A 23,910-nucleotide genomic window follows, 5' to 3' on the forward strand; every position below is an offset into this window, starting at 1 on the left:
ATGAAGAAAACAAACCACCACCACATTACAACGAGAGGACTGGCATATGTGCTGTCATTTGCGCTGATATTTACCAGCATAGACTATGGCGGCATAACAGCATATGCTGCAAGTACTGAAGATCTTGATCTGCAACCTGATCAGCCAACACAGGAGCCTACACAAACACCTCCTGCGATCACGACATCCAGTGAAGAGCCTGCAACGAATACGTCTGATGAGACAAATACAACTTCCGAGACCAATACGGAAGAAATAGTTATGTCTAAGACTATTGTCAAATTCACAGAGCTCGATGAAGAAACGATATACAAGAAACTCATACAAGGGAAGAGTTTTGAAGAGCTCAAGTTCCCTGAGAGTCTTGAAGTAACTGTTGAGAAAAAGATTAAAACAGTAACAAAGACCATTGTTAAGCCTGCAAGTGATAAGGATAAAGAGCCTGAAGGCGATGGTACGGGAAAGACTGATCCTGAAAATGGTGAAGGCGATGGAACGGAGCCTGGTGACGGCAGCGAGACCGGTGATGGTACTGAACCCAGTGATGGTACTGAGCCCGGTGATGGTACGAGCAGTGATGGAAACGGCGGGGACAATCCCGGACAGGGCGGCGATCCTATAGATCCTAATGCAGGTGATCAGCCTGCTAACCCTGACAATAATGAAGGCGGTAATTCCGGAAATGAAGGCGGAGATTCCGGAAATGATGGCGGAGATTCCGGCTCAGATACAGGTGCGCCTGCCGAAGGTGGCGAAAACAACAATAGTAGTGATGAAGGAAGTGGCTCCGGAGAAGGTGGTTCTCCTGAAGCTATTGGTGATGGTTCGTTTCTTAATATAGATTTTTCAAATGTTCTGAATTTTTTTATTCCAAGAACAGTTTTTGCTGCAGAGAATGATTTAGACAATTCTGATGATGCATATAATGATGAAGATAATGATATCGAAAATGTAGAAGATACATCAGAAGATATCAATATAGAAACAGAAATTCTTAAAATTGAAGGAATCACATGGGAACTCGATGAGGAAAAGAGCAGTACAAAAGAGTTCTCTTCAAAAAAACCCGGGAATGTTTATGTCTATATCCCGGTTCTTCCAGATGAGATAAAAGAAGAATATGAATTAGCAGAGGGAATTGTTCTTCCGGAAATCAAAGTAACAATTACGGAAAAAGAGCAGTTTGCTTTCGTGCGCTCTGTAACAGTAGATGACGTTGTTATCACAATACTTGCAGATGAAGGCGTATTCCCTGATGATGCTACTCTTGAGGCATCAAAGATTGAGTCTGAAACTGTTCAAAGTCAGATAGATAGTGCAGTAGAAGAGCAGCGCGATGAGGACCGAAATGTAGCTGCTTCTTATAGCTTTGATATAAGGATATTAAATTCAGATGGCGAAGAAATCCAGCCCGACAATTCCAAGGGCAAAGTCAAAGTGTCTTTTGCAACGACAGAAGTATCTAACGCAAATCTTGAAGCAGATATATATCACATCTCCGATGGCGCATCATCAGCTGAGCGTCTTACTTCGACGACAGTATCAACTGATGATATAGTTTCACAGGCAAAAGAACTTGCTCCTTCAGCTGAGGCGATTGAAGAGGATGCTGCCGATCATACAGGTGAGGTCATAGACGAACTTAACTCAAATGCCGCAACTGAGGCTGTCCAGGCGACTACAGAGGGATTCTCCATTTATACGGTTGAATTTACATATGGACAGAAACAGTATGTTATGCCAGGTGATAGCGAGATTCCTTTAAAAGATATCTTGGACGAAGTGGAGATAGTAGGAGATCCTACAGATGTTCAGTGCAGTAATGAAGAGCTTTTCTCTGCAGAAAACAGGGATGGAGAGTGGTATATCATTGCACATCAGGCATTTTCAAGTCAGGAATGGATGATTGTTACTATAGATGATGTGGATATTGAGATCATCGTAACTGATTCAAGTGCAGTATCGCAAGCTCTTGGCGTAAAGGACGGTTGGAGTACCGACAATATTCTGTCATCCGGTGAAGAGATGGCGAAAGTATATTCCTTTAATTATAATGCCAGCATGGCTTTGACAAATAACAGTAATGTCTGCCTGTACACCAAAGATTATCATGAGGATGGTGGTCTAAGTAATGATGGAACTGTTACAAGCGACGATATCACTTGGAGTCTTAAAGTTGGAACATATCAGGATAATTCCATCTTCCTGAAACCCGGCAATGAAGTTACATTGACATTCGATACAGTCGGAGTTTATCAGAATGTTTATTTCCTGGCACTGGCCGGTGGCGTTGATGATAAAACTGATGCAAAGATGGATACAACTATCAATTATAGTGATGGCACTACATCCACCTCATCATTTACTGTATACGATAGTTGGACCAAGGTCACAGACCCTGTAGCAGGAACAAGTTTCCTTAGTGGTTACAAGAGATACAACAATAAAAATAAGAAATATGAAAGTATCAAATTCAGTATTGCCGGAATGAATGTTGATACATCAAAGCTAATAAGCAGTATCACAATTAAGAATACCCATAATAAAGCAAATCTGTCAGTATTCGGTGTTTCCGGTATAACTGCTAATATTCCGTCTCCTGTTAATGTTGTCGAAAATGAAGGCAGGGTAGTGAAATGGAGTCCGGTACCTGATGCATCTACATATCGAATCGATGTATCAAAAGATCCGAACTTTACCACAATGGAAGCTGGTTATAACAATAAAGAAGTTCAAGGTACTTCCTGTGACTTATCAGACCTTGACCCCGGCGATTATTATATCAGAGTCAGAGCTGTAAATAGTGAGGGTGGCCAGAGTGCAAGCTCTCAGTCCATTCATGTTGACTGGAATGTAAAGATATTTAAGGTTGATTATGTAAAGAATACCAGCGGTGATGTTAAAGTACTCTCCGGAAGCCTTGATTCAAGGAAAATAACCGATGGTCAGGATAATACAATTACTCTTCCGAACATAAGACTTGATGGCTATACTTTCAACGGATGGTACGACAGTTCAGAGGGTGGCAATAAACTTGGAAATGGTGGAGCATCTTATTATGTATCTGAAAAAATAACCTTTTATGCTCATTGGACACCAATTCCCAATACAGCTACTGTAAAGCTGACAAAAGACTCATCAGCCTGGAGCGGACAGACTGTAGCTCTTTATCAGAGTGGAAACTCTGTTTATACGCTGACCGGCAGTGGTGGCACATATTCAAATGCCAAGGTTGTTAACGGCACTTATGATATTTACGTAAATAACCGTAAAACTGATCAGACAGTAACCTTTAATGCAACAACAGCAAGTCAGAAAAAAACAATAAGTATTAATTACAACACCCTGACTCTCAAGGTGTATCTTGATGATGCTCTTTCAACAAAGCCCGGAGTGGTAACTCTCAGACAGGGAGGAGCAATCAAGTATACTGTTGAATCAACGAATGGAGCCTACATTGAATACATTCTCGATTCTGAAACTACGTATGACGTATTTATTAATGGTGCTGATACAGGCACTGATCTGTCTAAGACAAATAATAACGCAACATTGTATTACTATACTGCACAGCTTGCAATCACGGATGACAGTCCATGGACAGATGCGACTGTTACTCTTTGTGATGCGTATGGAAATCAGCTTGGCAGTCTGGACTATGTATCAAAGACATCTAACACTACATACTACGAAAGAATCTTACAGAAGAATTCATCAGCGCTTTACTATGTTTACGTTAATGGGAATAACATTGGAAAGACAATAAGCCTGGATGCAGCAAACAGAAAAGCAACTGCTAAGTTTTATACTGCAACAGTAAAGGTTACATGCTCAAAATTCCCGGCTGGTGATTTTGACCTTTCTATTACAAATGATGTGGATAAATATGATTTGTCTTATACATCTACAGCGTCATCTACAAAGACTTATATCGCTAACCATGTATATGCAAGGGGATACGGATCATCTGAGGAACCTTACAGACTACATACAAATCAGATAAATGTGACAGGAGCAAATTATAATCTGCTAAGTACTGCGAAGCTTCTCAATATCACAGCATGGATAGTTGATTACTACTCTTATGGATTTGCAAGCAATGATCCTGATAAAACGAAACCTATAGCTTCCCTGAAGACAAGTCATTATGTTGCCGGTGGTTGCAAAGATACACCTGCGCAGGAGGAGTATGTCGAAGGTTTTACCTTTGCAGGCTGGAGTACAGGCACATGGACGCCTACGGAAACATCTTATACAGCATTTAATTTTGCAACAGCTATAACTAAAGATACCAAGCTGTATGCACATTTCCTTAAGCCTACAGTTAAGATCAATGGTTTTGTTAGAACAAATGCAAGTGGAGCACAGTCTAATAACGGAACAAGCTTTAGACTGGCAAATCTTTCTATATCAGGATTTGAGTCGGGAAATACAATAAAATATATTATGTTCAATAACACCGGGATTAGCAGTATTACTGCGCTTTCGGGTGTTACAAGTAATGGCGGAAGTTTTGATTCCAACACAAATATTCTGACTTTTTCACCATATGCAACAATGGATGTGGCTCAGAAAGTAGTACGTGATTACCTTGTATTTACTCCGAATCCGGGAGAATCCAGTAAGATAACAGTTACTGTCATGGATTATAAGGGAAACACTACTACAGCAACATCTGCAGGTGATCCAATAATGAGTACTGACAGCAATAACTGGATTGATCTCAATACACTTTCTGCAGGTGCAACGCTTCAAAACGGAAAATATTACTATTTAAATACTAACAAGACATTTGATAGTTCGGAAACAGCAGGAGCGAATGGTTTAATTGTTCCAAGTAATTCATCCGTAACAATTTATATCAAGAGTGGATGCACGCTTACTGTAAAAGGTGGTCATGGAAAAAGAACTGCCGGCGGTGGAGCAGGTATTTATCTCCCTTCAAATTCCAAACTTTATCTGATGGGGGATGGAACGCTTAATGCTACCGGCGGTAATGCGGCTAATGGCGGTCTAGGTGGTACAGGATCAAGTGGCAATCTGACAGATGGATCAATGAAGCAAGGTGGAAATAGTGGTAGTGGCGGTTACGGCGGTGGTGGAGCCGGAGCCGGAATAGGTGGAAACGGAGGCGAAGGCGGAGCCGGTGGTGGCGCTACAGGTTATGGAACTGAATGTCCCGGTGCAGAAGAATTTGTTCAAACCCCCAAATCAGGAAACCCCGGAAGTGACGGAAGTAGCGGATCAGCAGGAGGCACTGTATATACTAAGGGCAATGTTAAAGTAAACGCAAAAGGTGGTTCAGCCGGAGACGGTGGAAGTGCCGGTACGCCCGGAGCTGACGTAGGTGTCAAGAGTAGCGCTTGGGGAAGCGGTGATAAATCAGGTACCAGATATGAGATCGCCGGTGGCGGTGGAGCCGGCGGCGGCGGTGGCGGCGGTGGTTCCGCTGCAAATATTGGTTCCGGTGGTGGCGGCGGAGCCGGCGGAGGTTCCGGCGGTCAGGGAGGTTGTACTTACGGATCCGGAGAAAAAACAAATCCCTTTGTATCAGGATATAGCGGAGCTCTTCAGACGAATGCAGGATGCAAAGGTGGCCCGGGTAGTGGCGGAGCCGGCGGAAAAGGAATAACTAACGGTGGAAACGGCGCAACCAATAATCATGGTTATGATCAGGGCGGAATTGCTAGTGTTGATGGAGGAACCACTTTTAATACTGTAGGTGGAACCGGAGCCGGTGGAGGAAATGGCGGAAACAAAGGCTCTTCATCTTCTACAAGCTCCGGAACAAGAGTTCCTACAGCTTATACAATTAGTTATGTTAACAACAATAACTATGGAACATATACAACACCTAATATTACAACATATACATGTGGCAATACTGGCCAAAAGATAATACTTCCAACCTATACTGCTAAGGCAGGCTATTATTTCCAGGGATGGAAGCTTACGAAGTATGCCAACTCGTCTGCAGGTGATTCACTTATCACAAGCGCTACAACAACATATTTCAGACAGGGACAGTCTGTAGTAATTCCTCAATATGCCTTCGGTAATATTGAGTTTACAGCAATGGTTACATCAAAGACAGGTCTTTCAGATACATCAGAGACGCTGTCTGTTAATGCAATATCTACATCCGGCGGTGGTTCATCAGGATCTCAGACATACTATACATACACAGTTACAGCAAGGGTAGATAATTCACAGCAAAATGCAGGACTTTTAGTTTTAAAGAACAGTAGTGGCAACGCAGTTGCAACAATTAATGGTGAAAATGGAGTTTACAAATATACTTCAACATCACAACTATCTTCATCTGCAACATTAGATGGATTAGGGATAACTCTTAATCCGCTTAGTAGCAACAATAGTGCAACAACAGTTAATTTTGAAACAGCAAAAGTAAAGATTGTTGGCTATACACCAACAGTTGTAACACTCGGAAATGGTGGACCATCACTTTCAAAACCTCATGGTTCAACAGAAGAAATCTATATTTCGTCACCAAGAATTACAAATTCGGATAAGGGTAGTTATCCGATAAGTGTAAATGGTGTAGAGACCGGAATTGATGCCAAATGGGGAACTACAACCGTAGTTACCTATAAGACGATAACTGCCAATATTACCCTGAATGGTCTTACAGCAGGCGATATCGGATCTGTCTATCTGATGGATGGTGATGGTAACAAGATATATATGGAAACAAGTGCTGCAGCCGGCGCAAGTAATGCGGTATATACCGTAACAGGGCTTAGCAGTTCTACTTCGTATACCCTTTATGTTGATAATATCAGCACCGGCAAGACAGTTGATTTTGCTTCCGGAAATTCAGTATCACATACTATCAATAGATATACTACCAGGGTTAATACCATTCTTGACGGAACTACATCTGATATTGGAACAGTTATCCTGGGCGAGGAGGAGATGGTTAAAGCCGGACCCGGAACATATCTGTACGTCTCTACAGAAACCGGTGCAAAAACTCTTTCTGTAGACGGAGAGATTATCGGTGATTTACAGCCCGGATCGACAACAAATCTCAACTATTTCACTCTTACCTATAAAAAGAGTGTAGATAATGAAGACGGCGATCTTCCAACAGATGCAATTGTATATCGCTATGGATCAACAAGTATTCCGGCCACAGCAACTCTTGCTGATAAGGGAAATCTTACTAATGGTGGAAAGACCTTTATTGGTTGGACAGTTACAAAGTCCAATGCAATTGCAGGAAATAATGGAACAGTAGGTTTAAAAAACAAAGATGATACTCTGACAATGGATGGCACAATGACAGCAACAGCTACCTGGCAGAGTACCGGATTCTCTGATCTTGGAGATGATATAAAGGTAGTACTATCTTCAGATACATATACCTACAATTCAGAGATCCAGACACCTACTGTAACCATTACCAGGTCTTATGCAGTCAAAGCAGGAAGCGATGCACCTGCAAGCGTAGTATTGCAGGAAGAAAAAGACTATGTTCTGAAATACAGCAATTCAAATCATGAAACTGATCGCTATACAGCATATGGTAGTGATGGGTCTAAGAATAATGCAATAGACGCAGGTACTGTAACAATTACAATAGAAGGATGCGGAGATTATAGCGGATCTATTACACGAACTTATACCATTGAACCGGCAACTGTAGAAGTATTTGGACTTACAGCACAGAACAAAGAGTATGATGGCACAACAAGTGCAACTCTCGATAAGAGTGGCGTTCAGCTCTACGGAATAATGGATGCGGACAAGAAATATGTTGAGTTCACAGCTGACTCTGCTGAGTTTATTTCCGCTAATGCTTCAGACAGCATAAGGGTTGACGTATCCGGAATATCACTTGGAACAGGAGCATCGGGAGATCGTTCATCTAACTATATACTTACTCCAACCGAGCCTGTTACGGCCAAAATACTTAAGAGAGAAATTTCTCATGCGACGATAACTTTAAGGTATGATTCTGCAGCTTATAACGGAGATTACCATGAGCCTTATGCTCAGGCATCTGATATACCTGATTCAGAGAATATTATCAGCAGAAGTGACTATGATGTGATTTATTCAAACAACCTTCATGCTGGTACAGCTACAGTAACACTTAGAGCAAAAGAGACTTCTAACTATACCGGAGAGCAGACAAAGACATTTACCATTAGCAAGGCGCCTCTTATAATTGAGGCTTTGCCGGCAAGCAGCGTTTATGGACAAGCCATAGCTATTGTTACTGGTAAATACCAGATAACTGAAGGCGAGATATATGGTGGTGCCGAGGCTGTTTTGGATGCTGATGGCAACTTCCAGTTTGATTCAGAAGGAGAACTTATACAGACTCCGAGCGATGAAGACGAGTTGGCAATTAGTGTTTACACTACTGTTAAGCAAGGATATGCAGCTAAGACTTATCCGCGTCAGATAATAATTGATTACAATGAAAATCCTGATTATGAAGTAACTGTTGTTCCTGCTGATTATACTATAACCAAGCTGGCTGCTTCAGCTGCTCTTAATGTTGTCGTAAAAGGATATACAGGAGTATATGACGGACAAGCTCATGGTGTATCTGTAAGTGCCTCGGGATATGCAGAGAATGAAAGCATAAAGATTTACTACAGTTCAACCAGCGTGGCTGATGCAGAAGAAAAAGCTGCTGCAGGTGAAGAACAAGATATTGATTCCTTTAAGCAAACTAATGCTGGAACGTATCCTGTATATTACTGCGTAGTAGCAGACAATTATGAAGGAAGCATAACAGGAACTGCGACTATAAGTATTATAAAAGCTCCTCTTAAGGTTACTGCTGAAGATCGCACATTGACTTACGGGCAGTCATTGACTGAACTTTCAGAGAGCAACGTTCAACATTTGACTTTCGCAGGCAGTGGTGATGGAGCGATAGCAGGTTTCGATTCAGCTGCAGAATTTAAAGCTGCGGTTATTTCAGCATTCGGATCAGGAATTGAAGGAGCTGTTACCTATACATCATCTTATAAAGCCAGAGATGATATAGGTAGCGGATATGTAATAACACCTAAGCTTTCAAATGAAGCTCTTTTAACTGCGCCATTAAATAACTATGATGTTACATACTATTCAGGAGAACTGACAGTTTATGCTAAGCCCATTACATCATATACATGGGAAACAACAGATGGAGTGGCAGTTACTGCTGAACCAGAAATACTTGTATATAACGGAAAAGCACAGGGACTCAAGGCTGTTCCTAACGGAGTATTTGATGGTGATGATGTATATGTAAGTGGTTATGACACAACAGGAAGTATCACTATCGCTGATGTTGGTTATAACAACGTGGAATCTGCAATAGACGTTGGTAATTATAATGCCAAGGTTACAGGTATTGCCGGTAGTGATGCCGGAAATTATGTATTCATGAATGACAATACTGCAGTTATCCAGCATGCATTCAAAATCAGAAAGGCTACAAACAGTGATGGAAATCCTTGGGTAGTTGCTCCATCAGTACCGGACTTCCCTGTTGGTGGAAATCCTACACCGGTTGGACAGGATATATACGGAGGAACATTAGATTCCGGTAATTTCTACTATGCACCTGTTGATCAGAGCATTCTGAATGCGATTACAGGAAAGACAAACGCTTCTCCTGCTGATCTGATTGAAAAAATTAAAACACTTGTTGATTCAGGCATGTCTGTTCCTTATGCAATTGAAAATCTGAATACACAGGCAGCTGCAGTAACAGGAAGTACGTATACAGATGGAAATTCATTTATAAAGCCTATAGGTACAGCTCCGACAACTGCAGGTGATTATATTGGCATTGGATATACTCCGGGCTCTAACAACTACAATCCTGTAGTTGGCGGAAGTCCATTTGTAGTAACACCTCATACTGCAAGTAAGAAGATAGTTCATGTAAAGGCTAACGATGTTTCAGCTGTTTACGGAACATCTAAAGACAGTATTACTGTTACCTATGCACCAACTGCTGAAGTAGGAAGTGCTTCGCTTACTCCTGAGCAAATTGCAGCAATAAATACATATTTGTCAGGTAATGTTACCTATACAGTACCTTACGATTCAACTGATGCTTCAATGAGAGGTGTAGGAGTTTACAATATATCTCTTGCTCTTAAGAGTGGAGCAGCTGAAAATGCTGATTACGAATTCATTTTCGAATCAACAGGTAAACTGACAATTACTAAGAAACCTGTTGGACTTACATGGCCTGCAGCTAATGCGATTCCTTACACAGGTAGCAGGATTGATTATAATGCGGAAGTGACGACTACTGATATTGAATATGCAGGAGATGTAGTAAGTGTTGGTTCATATACTAATGATCCTGCAAACAAGAAAGTAAGCTATGCAACAGTGGTTGGTAATTATACTGCTGAGGCGCTGGCGCTTACCGGTGCAGATGCAGCTAATTACAGCATTTCTCAGACAGCTACTACAAGTCATGCCTGGTCTATTGTAAAGGCAGACAATGTATTTACTACAACGCCTTCAATTTCTGATTGGTACTATGGAGATACTGCGCCTGAACCGATCGGAGCAGCTAAGTTTGGTAACATTGAGTTCATGTACCAGGAGAAGAAAGATGGTATTACAGATTGGACTATCTTTAATCCTAAGACTCCTAATGTACCAACTGAAGCAGGTACCTATCGTCTATTTGCAGTTGTTGAAGCAGGAGACAATTACAACAGGCTTGAAGCTACTGCAGAACAGATTTACGAATTTACAATCTATCCTGCTGAAGTAGTGGTGACATGCCTTGACCAGTCATCTGCACATGGATCAGACCTTGAGCTTAATTACAACTATCAGGTTATGAAGGGCTCCGTATCCGCTGATGAGAAGACAGCTCTTGGACTTGGCAACATTATAACCACAAACGTACAAGTTGATGGAGAGGGTAAGATCACATCACCTGCAGGAAAGTATGTAATAGCACATACTGACATAATAAATGCGTCCAACTTCAACGAGCTGACTGAGTACGATAAGTCATATATAACTTCAGATGGAAATATTAAGGTTAATGTAGTAGCAGGTACTTACACCGTTACTAAGGCTTCCATGACAGTGTCGGATGATCCTGATCACTCAAGCAGTGTGAATGCTACCTACGATGGCCGGGGACATGGAATCAATCCGCCTGTTGTTAAGGATTCTGCAGGTAATATAGTAAATCCTGGTACATATACGGTTTACTACAGCAAAGAGCCACTTAATGCAGGCAATTATGGAAGCGGAAGTACAACAAGCCCTGTTTATACAGATGCAATCACATCACCCGGTGAGCCGATTTACTATTACATCGTATCTGATAACTTTGCTCCTGTAAGCGGAAGTGCCTATGTACTTATAAACAAGACACCTCTTACAATCACAGCTAAAGACAGCACAATATCTTATGGAAAAGCAGCTGCCAATAACGGCGTTACTCTTACAGGACTTAAGGGTGACGATACAATAGAGAGCCTTAGCGGAAGTGCAACATACAACTACTACGCCAAGGACACAAATGGTTATCCTGATACTAATAAGCCTTACGCTCCGGGAGCAGTAAATGGTAAGAAAGGTGATTATGCAATTGTTCCTTCAGGATTTTCTTCCGGTAATTACGACTTTGCTTATGTCAATGGAACTATGACCGTAACTGCATCCTCAGGAACCGGAGGACAGGGCGGATCAGGAGAAGACGAGGGTCTTAAACCTGAGATGTTTGCGCTGGATACAGATAAGCCAAACACAAAGCCATCTTATGAGTATGATGTAGATGCTGATGGCAATCCGATTCAGCCTACACCACAGATCAAGGTTACTCCTGATTACACAGGTCTGATTTCACCGGATGATCTGACAGATGACTTTGAGATTACTTATGAGTATCCAAATGCCGGTACTGGAGAAGCTAATATTGTTATCACTCCTAAGTCTGAAGGAAACTATGCAGGTAGTGCCGTAAAAGTACCGTTCACAATCACTCCTAAAGCAGTAACCATAAAAGCAGGAGATGGAGCCGGTATATATAACGGCGATATCATGTTACTGACTTACGAGTTTACAGAAGGAAATCTCAATGCAAAAGAGATAGAAAGACTTAAGGTAGAGGCAACAACAACCGCTACCAAGACATCCCCTCAGGGAACTTATCCTACAACCATTGAGTATAAGGCTGATCCTTGCTACAGCATCACTGTAGTAAATGGAACATATACAATTGGTCCGGCAATACTGACAGTTTCAACAGAACCTTACATTGGCGTCTATGACGGCAATGCACATGACGCCGGAAAAGTAACTGTTAAGACCGGTAAGTTCCTGACATTTGCAAAGGTATATTACAGTACAGAATCTGAGGAAGAGGCAAGCGACTTCGCTGCTTCCGAGAACTCTGATGCCCAGACTGTTCCTACCTGTAAAAATGTAGGAGAGTACACTGTATATTACTGCGCTACTTGCGATAACTATGCACCTGTTACAGGTTCTTTTACAGCAAAAGTCACAAAGGCGCCTCTGACAGCAAAAGTTAACTTTGAGCAGAGTATTACATATGGCGATGCTATACCTACACTCACAGATTCCGGCATTACTTATACAGGATTTAAGGGTGGAGATAATGCATCTGTTATTACAGGAACAGCAGCATTTGCAACAACTTATGCAGCAGGATCACCTGTAGGAACATATGCAGTTACTGCATCAGGCCTCAGCGCAGACAATTATGCAATCAGCTACGAGGCAGGAATAATTACAGTAGAGCCAAAGGCTGTTACATTCGAATGGCCTGAGACAAATGAACTCATTTATACCGGTTCTGAACTAAACTACACTGCAACAATAAAAGCTGCTGATGTATACGGTAGTGATGATGTAACAATTGGTGAGTATAGAGAGCATGATGGTCTCTTTACAGATCATGCATACAGAGCAATTGAGGCCGGTACATATACATCACAGGTTACAAAGCTGGCAGGAAGCAAGGCAGCTAACTACGCAATAGATGATGCTACTTCAAATCATCAGTGGTCGATTGTTAAGGATAATACGTCTCCTTCTGAAACAGAGGTAGCAGGAAAGACTATCGTAGTAATTAAACCTGCTGATCAGACTATATACTACGGACAACCGGCTGCAGCATTTGCTTTCAAGGCTAGATCATATGCAAATCAGGCTTATTACGATGCTGATACAGGCAGAACTCTTGGAGAGGATGTTACTGAGTCTATAGGCACATACGTAGCAGATCCGGCTGAAATCAGCTACATGACGGCATATAAAACCGGAGACAACGTCGGGACATATGCAATAGAAGCTTATGGCCTTACAGCAAAAGACAATTGCCGAATCATATATGAAGATGGCACTCTTACAGTAAATAAGGCAACCGGTGGCGAAGGTGGACAGGGAACCGGTAACGAGTTTACAGGCCCTGCAGCTTCAGGTGATCTTGGCATGGGAGATGGCTGGACTTACGGCGATACACCTAAGACTCCTTCTGCAACTTCGACACAGGGCGGAACCCCTGTATTTAACTACTATGGAAAGGGCAATGATGGTGATTACTCGGTAGATCTTGACACTACTCCTCCTACAACACCCGGAGATTACGCAGTAAAGGCAATAATACCCGGTACGGATAACTTTGATCCGATAGAGAGTCCTCTTGATACCTTTACAATCTCTAAGAGACCTCTTACTGTTATCGCTGCTGATAAAGACAGCCCGTATGGAAAGACCCTTTTACCTCTCACATATACAATGAGTGGTGAAATCAAGCAGGGCGATGTGGTTCAGATTAACATGGCTACAACAGCAACCAGTTCTTCAGCTGTTGGAGAGTATCCTATTACGTTTACTGAGGCAACAGGAGCAGCTGCCGGAAACTATGATATTACTTATGTACCCGGCACATATTTCATTACAAGGACCGAAGGAACACTCACAGTAAGTGCATCTGAATACATAGGCACTTATGATGGTGATCCCCATACAATAGACGTTCAAACATTTGGCGATCTTTCTGCAGTTGTGCGTTATAGTACCACTGAGCTTACAGATAATAACTATGGTATCGGCTCAAAGACTGCTCCGACCTTCAAAGATGCAGGAGCTTACACTGTTTACTATTATGTTGCATCTAACAGCAGCACCCCTGTAAGCGGTAGCAAGCAGGTAACAATTGAGCCTAAGACACTTACAGTCACAGCTTCAAATCAGACAGTTACTTATGGAGATGAAGTGCCTGCAAGTGGAAGCGTGACAGTTGCTGGCTTTATCGAAGGCGAGAGCATAGAAAGCCTTAACATTACAAGTACAGTTTCTTACAGCTATGAGCAGTTTGATCCGATTGGCAATTACGATATCACACCGGCATCAACACCTGCGCTTAATAACTATACCTATGAATATGTAGATGGAACTCTGACAGTAGAGAAGAAGCCTGTTACCTTTACCTGGACCAAGAATATCTTCACTTACACAGGAGAAGAGCTTTCGATAACTGCAACACCTGTAGGTTCAGTAAACGGTGACAAGCTTGGAGTTACTTATGTAAATAGTGCTGCAGAGGGCAAGGTAAGTACAGCTACGAATGTTGGCACTTACACTGCAATTGTTAATGAGCTGACCGGCTCTAAGGCTTCAAATTATAGTATTGATCCGGATGCTTCTGTAAGGTCCTGGACAATTAAGAGCGGAACAAACTCTTTTGCCGAGCCTCTTACAATTTCGAACTGGCAATACGGTGAAGGTGCAAATGATCCTGAGGCTGTACCTGAATTCGGCAGTGCAACTTACGAGTATGCGACAAGCTATAACGGACCATTCACTACAACTAAGCCTTCGACTCCGGGTACATACTATGTACGTGCAGTTGTGCCGGAGACAGCAGACTATTCAGGCATAACAGGAACTCCTGTAGGATTTGTAATTGATAAGGGAAGTCTCATTATTTATGCAAATTCGCTTACTGAAAAGAAAGGAGAGGCTGTTAATCTGAACGGAGCTTATTCCATAGCCGGAGATATAGCAACCGGAGACAGGGTAACAGCAGTTCTTAAGACTAACGCAGATACAACATCAACTGCGGGAAGTTACAATGTAGAGTTTGAGAAGGTAACCGTTTCATCTCAAAGCTACAGTCAGGCTAAGAACTACACAGAATCTGATCTTGAAGGAAATCTGATAACAGCAGATGACCTGTATGAGATCAGGCTTGTTCCCGGAGAGCTGCGACTCACAGAAACAGCAATTTCTGTAACAGCTGATGTCACGGGTGAGACAGAATTTGACGGAACGTATGATGGTGACTACCATGGCATCAATGTAAATGTAAGTGCAGAGGATCCGGAAGACACAACCTTAAACGGAGCAAAGGTCATTTACAGCACCGAGAAATACGATGATGAAGATGAACTTGCTGCTGCAATTGCAAGCGGCGTGGCATCTGAAAAGAGTCCTGAGATTAAAGAAGCAGGAAGTAAAACAATTTATTACTACGTAGTAGATAGTGATGGAAACATACTTCTTGACGGAAGCAAAGCTATAATCATCGATAAGGCGCCTCTTGTTATTAAGGCAAATGATTTTGTATGCAGTACCAGTGAAGACCCTGTAGGCAAAGGTGTTACCTGTGATGGCTTCAGAGGCCTTGATGACATGAGTGTACTCATCGGAACTCCTACCTACACCTTTAGTTATACAAGGGGAGATGGTGCCGGTACTTATGCTGTTAATGTAAGTGGTTATACATCAGCTAATTATGATATAACTTTCGAGCCCGGCGTATTGACTATGCTTGATGTTGTGACAACAACTGTAGTAAATGACGACGGCACAATAACAACCACTACAACTAGTTCAACAGCAGGCGGAACACATACTGAAACAATATCAGAGACGAAGGATGCAGATGGTAAACTGGTTGAGACAACTACTACAACAACAGATACAGTTGTTGATGATAACGGCAAAATAACCAAAACCACAGAATCTGTAGTGACTGATGAAAACGGAGAGTATGTTTCCGGAGCAGTAAAGACTGAGACTACGACCGAGGTTGAAACTACTGGTGAAGATGGTAAAACGATAACTGTAAAGAACACAGATTCAACCGAAACAACTACCTATGCGGACGGAAGCGAGGTTGAGGTTAGTGTTAAAGACACTGAGATTAAAGATGAAGACGGCAACACAATCTCAGATTCAACAACTACAGAAAAGACCGTAACTGATGAAGACGGTAATAAGACTGTAACTACTGACATTCAGAGTACTGAAACACACACTGATAGTAATGGCAATACTGTCATAACTGAGACTGATAGTACAACTGTTACTCATGAGGATGGAGATGGAAATATAACATCGTCCAAAACCGATGAAACAGTTACGGAGACCATTACAGATCAAAGTGGAAATGCAACAAAGGTAGTAACAGAAAAAGAAACCGAAACAGATGAAAACGGTAACTCAGACTATACTATAACCAAGACAACCGACAATCCTGATGGTACATCAAAGATAGAGGTTACAGATGGTTCTATTGATATAGGAGCTGACGGAACCGTTACTCAGACGGAGGTAACAACAGATAGTAATACTACAACAGCAGCCGATGGATCAGAGGTAACAACAACAAGTACAGATATTGTTTCTACTGTTACAAATCCTGATGGAACTAAAGAAGAAACAAAGACAACAGTTGAAGATAAGACTGTAACGAAGCAGGATGGAACATCAACATCTGAGACCACTGAGAAGGAGACTACAACGTCTTATGATACAGAAGGTCATGTTACAGGATCGGAGACCGTAACAACAACGACGAAGTCGGATTCGACAACAACGACTAATCAGGATGGTTCAGTTACAGTGACGACTGATAGTGAGGTAACTGAAACAACAGAAGTTAAGGACGAATCAGGCAATGTTATCTCTACTACTGAAAAAGAGACTGATGAGACAACTAAAGTTACTGAAAAGAAGGATGAATCAGGTAAGGTAACAAGCAGTGAAACTGAGACGACATCCCATGTTACTGTAAAGGATGCATCCGGCGAAATCATAGATGAATATGATGAGGATGTTAAGGATACTTATAAGGAGAATCCTAACGGATCTACCGAGAAGTCTACTGTTGTTACTACGACAGATGGTGATGGCAATACCATAAAAGAGACTACTGGAGTAAAGACAGATTCAGACGGCGACATCACTGAGACATTGAAAGAGACAGAGACAACTACGAAGGATTCGGATGGTAATGTTACTACAAATGTAGATTCAGAGAAGACTGAGGTTGATCCGACTAACGGAAATATTACCGTAACCGAAACTGATTCAACAGTTGTTAAGGATTCTGACGGAGCCCTTATATCATCAGAAGAAACGACACAGAAATCAGAGCCTGTTATTGACTCTGAAGGAAATGTTGTCGGAACAAAAGATACTGTGAAGGAAACTGTTCAAATCGCTGATGAGGATGAGCATGGAAATCCTGTAATCAAAGAGACAGTTAAGGAAACCGAGACCATCACAGATAGCGATGGCAATACAAACAGTACAACAACCGAAACAGAGAAAACTATAAGTGAAGACGGAACAACTCAGGAAATCGACAAGACTACAAGGATAGTTGAATCTTCTGACAATGAGGGCAACAGTTCCTATTCAGAGACAGTAAACTCTAAGGATGAAGCCGGACACGATGTGGTTGAGGAGAAGACCAATACCATAACCAATAATGATGACGGTTCTGTTACTAAGACCGAAAACACTTCAAAGACGACAGATAATGGTGATGGCACTAAGACTGTGGAAGAAAAAGACAATGAGACAGTTACAGAGCCTGATGGAGCTTCTGTTACTACTGAGGTTACCGGTTATTCAACAGTAACTACCGATGATCAGGGAAATACAACGACAGCCACAGAACAGACTGTTACTGAAACAACTAAGGATCCTACAGGTAAGGTTACACAGACAGAGACAACTGTGAGTGACTCTACTACAACTACAGTAACAAGCGGTGATACAACTACTGAGACCACAACTACTGATTCAACAACTACGACTAAGGATGGCTCAGGAAAAGTAACAGAAATCACTGAAGCTCATACCGAGGAGACAACCGAGACTACATCCAGTACAGATGCATCAGGTAACAAGACAGAAACATCAACAACAACTGTCACTGAGGATGCTACTGTTAAGGATGCATCCGGTAATATCAAGGAGAACATTCATACCGAAGGAACTGAGAGCACTACAGTAAAGACCGATAATTACGGAAATGTGATCTCAGAAACCAATACTGAAAATGCGACCTCAACAATAAAGGATGCAGAAGGTAACGAAATAGGAACCTTGGTAACAGAGAACACCCATACGGAAAATGCAAATGGTTCTTCCTCGGATAGCGAGAAACAGACGTATACCGATAAGGAAACCGGTGATGTTACTGTTACAGAGCATGAGACCACAAAGGGCAAGGATGCTCAGGGCAGAGATGTAACAACTCAGACTGATACGACCACCAATACATCTAAAGATGAAAATGGAAAGCCTGTTACTGAAAAAGAGGAGACAAAGGTCGTAACAACAAAAGATCCTAATGGCAATTCCGTTACTACAGAGACAGATACATCTACCAAGACTTCAACTGATAAGGATGGTAATAAAGTTGAGGAGAAGGTAGAGAATACAACTGTCACTACAGTAGATGATTCCGGAAATAAGTCTGTTACAGAAAACAAGGAAACTGTAACAAAAGTAACTGATCCTGAAACAGGAGAGTCTACTGTAAACAAGACCGAAGAAACGAAGGAGACAGAAAAGACTGCCGGTGGAACAGTTACAACAACTGAGAAAACGACGGAAACTGAAACTGTAAAGGATGCTGAAGATAATATAATTGGTGAGACTGTTACAGAGACAACCAAGGAAACAGTCACAGATCCAAACGGCAATAATACTGTTACGGAGACCAAGACAACATCTACTACAGATGAAAACGGAACGACAGAGTATGAAACAGATACAACTGTGACTTATCCTGATGGAACAGTTAAAGTAACCGAAACAGAGGGAGAGAGTAATGTAAACAATGATGGCTCTGTAAGTACATATGAATCATCGACAGAAGTTACAAAAGATCCTTCAGGTAATGTGACAACAACAACTTCCGAGACAACATCCAACACTTCAGTAGATGGTAAGACAACGTCCTACACTACTGATGAGACAACTACTTATCCAAATGGTGAAAAGTCTGAGAAGACTATCGCCGGAACTGTTCAGACAAATCCTGATGGCACTATCACTGATACAAGTAACATTAGTGAGACTATTACGGATGAAAATGGTGATGTGACTAATGTAGCTGCTGAAGAGACAACAACAACCTCTGCAGATGGCCGTACAACGACTACTGTAAGAGAAGAAGACGTTACAAGGCCTGATGGTACGACTGTTCATACAGAATCTACAGAGACTACAACTAAAGAAAAGGACGGAACAACTAAAACACAGGAAAGTAGCAATGAGACAACCATCGATCCGGATACCGGAGACGTAACCGTTGTTGAAACAACAGGAACAACCACAACTGATGAGTCCGGTAATAAGGAATATGATTACGAGATAAAGACAACCGATCCGGACGGAAACACAACAACTCAGCATGTGGATGGCTCTGTGACGAATAATGCTGATGGTACAACAACTGAAAAGGAGGATGTAACAACAGCAGGTACAAAGACAACAAATCCTAACGGCTCTGTGACCGAAACTTCTGAGACAACCGGCAAGGAAGTGACAAAGGATAAAGATGGTAAAGTAATCGAGGAAAAGGACAAGGAAACTCATACCAGTACCACTACCCAGAACTTCAATAATGGTAAGACAATCACAACTACTGAGGAGAATACTGAGGAAACCATTAAGGACGGAAAAGGAAATATCACCGGTTATACCGAGACAGAAACAACGACAAAGACAACGACCGGTACCGATTCTAATGGAAAGCCTTATGAGACAACTACGGTTAAGTCAACAGAGACCACAAAGGACGCGAGTGGACAGCCTACCGGAACTGTAGAGACCACTATTTCCTCAGATACCAGAGAGATCGAAGAAGGCGGAAATAAAGTCACGACTACAAATGAGACGACCAAAGAAGTTATCAAGGATGCATCGGGTAATGTGACAGATGAAAAGACAACAAATAAGAGTATTGTCGTAACTGAAGAACCCGGCGGAGATAAGACAACTGTAACAAGGACGTCTACTACTGATGATGAAGGCAAGACTATAATTCACACAGTAACTGAGAATGAAGATACTTCCGGAAATAAGACAAAGGAAATATCTAATGGTACAGGTATTAAGAGTGCTGATGGATATGGTGATATCATTACAGAGGTTCGTTTTGCAGATAACGTACCTGAAATGAATGTCAAGAACCTGACTGAAGAAATGGCAGCCGATATGCTCAGTACTGCAGAGAAACAGTATCTTGAGACTGCAGTTGCTACAGGAAAGACCTACGAAGTAACAGTCTATCTGAGTGTTACAAATATTGACAGTTCTGTTTCTTCATCAGACAAGGCTAAGGTTACAAGCGCTGTTGATGCTGATGACATCATGTATCTTGATATCGGACTGTTCAAGACAATAACTGTTGATGGAAGTGTAAAGAGCAATAAGCGTCTTACCGAAACGGATGATGAGATTGAGATTACAGTTGAAATCCCTGCTTCCTTTGGTGCAGTGCCTTCGGGTGGAACAAGAAGCTATTATATCGTTATAGTACATGGTGGAGAAACGACTGTTGTCACACCACAGGAAAATGGTGACAATACACTGACCTTCTGGACAGACAGATTCTCAACATATGCGATAGCATATAAGGATACGCTTCCGGTTAAGCCTGATAATAACAGCTCTGATAATGGATCAGCTTCTGATAACTCAGGATCAGATACAGCTGAAGCTGCAGTAGTTACACCTGAAAAGAAGCCTACACCGGCAACTCCTGCTGAAGAGGTTAAACCGGGAACAACAAATAAAGGTAAAACTTCAAAAGATACAGAATCTGACCAGAGTGAAGTTCCTCCAACCGAGGAGACAAAGCCTGTAAATAACGACACAGGTGAAGAGGTATCCAAGGATCAGAAAGAAGAGTTACCTATTGTTGATGCAAGTGTATCCAAGGATCCGGATAAAGAGTTACCGACATCTATAAAGAATGCTCTTGAAGATGCTATTGATAAGTTAAAAGAGGTAGCACCGGGACTTAAGGATCTGGGTTATGTAAACATTAAAGAAACTGCAACAGATGGAGATGGTTCAGGATATGCAATAATATCCATTGATCTTGAGGATGGAGAGAATTATCCATCAGGAGATTATTATCTTCTTACTGTGGATGAAGACGGTAGAATTATGCTCATACCAAGTGAAGGTATTACTGATGGTAATCTCACATTTGTTGGCGATCCCGACATGGATTATAAGCTGATCTGTGATACACAGGGAGAACTTAAAGGTATGCTTGATCCGTATGGTTATGTAATTGCCGCAGATGGAAAGCCTTTATCAGTTGAGATAAGACGATTCATACTGTTTGACTTCCTGGCAACGCTGGCAGTTATTGCATTTGGAATTCTGGCATTCCTTAAGAGAAAGAAGTGGGGTAAGCCATATGTGATTGTAACATCAGTTGCATCTCTGATACTCCTGATCCTTACGGAGCATATGGGAAGTATACGCTTCTTCGGACGCTACAGCTTATGGTTTGCACTGATACTTATTGCAGGTATTCTGATTATTCTTCAGACTCGATATGTTGCTGATAAGGCAAATGGTAATAGTAATCAGGAAACCAATTAATTCAGGGTGGTAAAACTTCATAATACATTTCCAAAGAAATACCCTCGGCTTGAAGAGATACAGGTCGGGGGTATTTGTTTTTTCTGAGTTTTTTTTCTGACTTGGGTGGAGCTTTTTGAGATGGTTTGTCTGTTGGATATGTAACTTTTGTTGATTACAACGTAAGCGCGAAATAATCCGGCGGGTTGCGCTATCCCGCAAGGCATGTTAACAGGTACAAGGGGTTTTGCCCATAAAATATACCCCAGCCTCATAAGAGACTGGAGCACCTTGACAATTCACATATGATAAAGATTACATTGCGTCGAAGATCGCTTTCTGATGCTGTCTGTGAAGTTCATCCAGGGCTTCCTTGCATTCAGGATGCCATGGGCAGAGCTTCTCAAGATCTTCATCGCTGGTAAGAGATGTTGGACACTTCATGAGAAGATATTTCAGGTAGTAATAAACATCAACGCCATTTGCCTTAGCTGTTTCAACAATGGAATAAGTAAGAGCACTTGCCTCTGCGCCATCAACTGAGTCTGAAAACAGCCAGTTCTTGCGGCCAGTAACAAAGGCCTTGCAGCTTCTCTCGGAAGTGTTGTTATTGAAACTGCAGCCACCATCCTCAAGATAGGTTTCGAGGAACGGTCTTCTGTTTTGGATGTAAACAAGGGCTTTGTACATCCTGGAATTCTTTATTGCAGTCTGGCAGTCAAGCCAGTTCCAGAAACCGTCAAGTACAGGTTTCTCCTTTTCAAGGCGGAACTTCTTTATGGCATCGAAATCAGAGCCCTTCTTTTCATGGATTTTCCGTTCCATCTCGAAGAGCTTGTCGACATAGGCAAGTCCCTGTACTGCCGGCTGGCTGTGATCGTATTCCTTACCTTTGGGAATGGCATCTATAAGATACCTTCTTATGTGTGCCCAGCAGGAATTCCTCGTGCAGTCCCTGAGCTTATTGTATCCACTGTACCCGTCAGTCATAAGGTACCCGTGGAATCCTTCAAGGAACTCCTTTGCAGTATCTCCCGCCCGTGTCGGAGAATAGTGGAACAGAACTATCTGCTCCGGATCAAACTCTCCCGAACGGAAAACCCACATGTACGACCTTGATTCAGCCCTGCGCCCTGGTTCTTTGAGCACCTGTACGGGCGTTTCGTCTGCCATTGCATATCTTCCGGCAACAAGCTTTCTCTGGAAGTAATTGCACATAGGCTTGAAGAACTCTTCAGCGTTATTGATTATCCAGTTGGCAATGGTTCCTCTGCAGATTTCGGCTCCGTACATCTTGAAGTCTTTTTCCTGTCTGTAAAGAGGAAGAGAGTTAACATACTTCTGATACATTACCCACGCAACTGTTCCGGCAGATGCCATGCCGTGCAGCATATGTGCCTGACCGTCGCGTCCTCTTACAATGTGCGGGACATCAGCATTTATCTTGCAGTTAGGACATCCATAGCTGACACTGTAGTAATCAATGATCTTGATACTTGGCTTAATGAATTCGATCTCTCTGCGAAGGAATTCTTTCCCAATCCTCTCAAGAGGAGTGCCACAGACATCGCAGATGCGCTCATCTTCAGGAACATCAAGAATAACCTCCTGGACAGGGAGGCCTGCAAACTTATCAGACATCTTGGATTTTTTCTTGCGGGTATGTTTCTCGACGGTGGTGAATTCCTGTTCCTCGGGATCAGGATCAGCCTTTAGAGTTTCGGCTTCATTGAAGAGATTCAGCTGTCCTTCAAAATCATCACGTTTCTCACTTGATCTGCCAAAGAGTTTCTTGGTGAGGTAATCTATCTGTTCCTGTAGGACTTTTTCTCTTTCGATATGTTCCTGCTCTTTCAGAAGATGCTCCTCTTCGCGTTTGTTAGCAGCCTCAATGAGTGCGTTGAGATTTCTGATGGTGGTATTCAGTTCTTTCACGGTGTCCTTCAGCTCAATGAGCTGCTGGTCCTTGGAATCTCTCGCCACGACAGCCTCCTTACATCTGATATATAGATTTTATCAGACTTA

Annotated in this window: 2 protein-coding genes; one reads left to right on the top strand and one right to left on the bottom strand. The window is 42.1% G+C overall.

Annotation, left to right across the window (positions count from 1 at the left end; genetic code table 11):
* On the top strand, window positions 1–21,906 hold the full coding sequence (locus T456_RS0101970; RefSeq protein WP_024864676.1) for an MBG domain-containing protein: 21,906 nt from the start codon (window positions 1–3) through the stop codon (window positions 21,904–21,906).
* 294 nt (window positions 21,907–22,200) lie between these two features.
* Here the strand turns inward: T456_RS0101970 and tnpC are convergent, their stop codons facing one another.
* Window positions 22,201–23,868 carry an IS66 family transposase gene (tnpC, locus tag T456_RS0101975; protein WP_024864677.1) on the bottom strand — a complete coding sequence of 556 codons (1,668 nt, stop codon included), beginning with the start codon at window positions 23,866–23,868 and terminating at the stop codon, window positions 22,201–22,203.
* Between the last annotated feature and the right edge of the window lie 42 nt (window positions 23,869–23,910).

The organism is Butyrivibrio sp. FCS014 (assembly GCF_000526935.1).
In the GTDB taxonomy this organism is placed as follows: Bacteria; Bacillota; Clostridia; order Lachnospirales; family Lachnospiraceae; genus Butyrivibrio.

Excerpts from the sequence above, each read along its gene's own strand:
- T456_RS0101970 (WP_024864676.1), top strand. The coding sequence starts at position 1 with ATGAAGAAAACAAACCACCACCACATTACAACGAGAGGACTGGCATAT.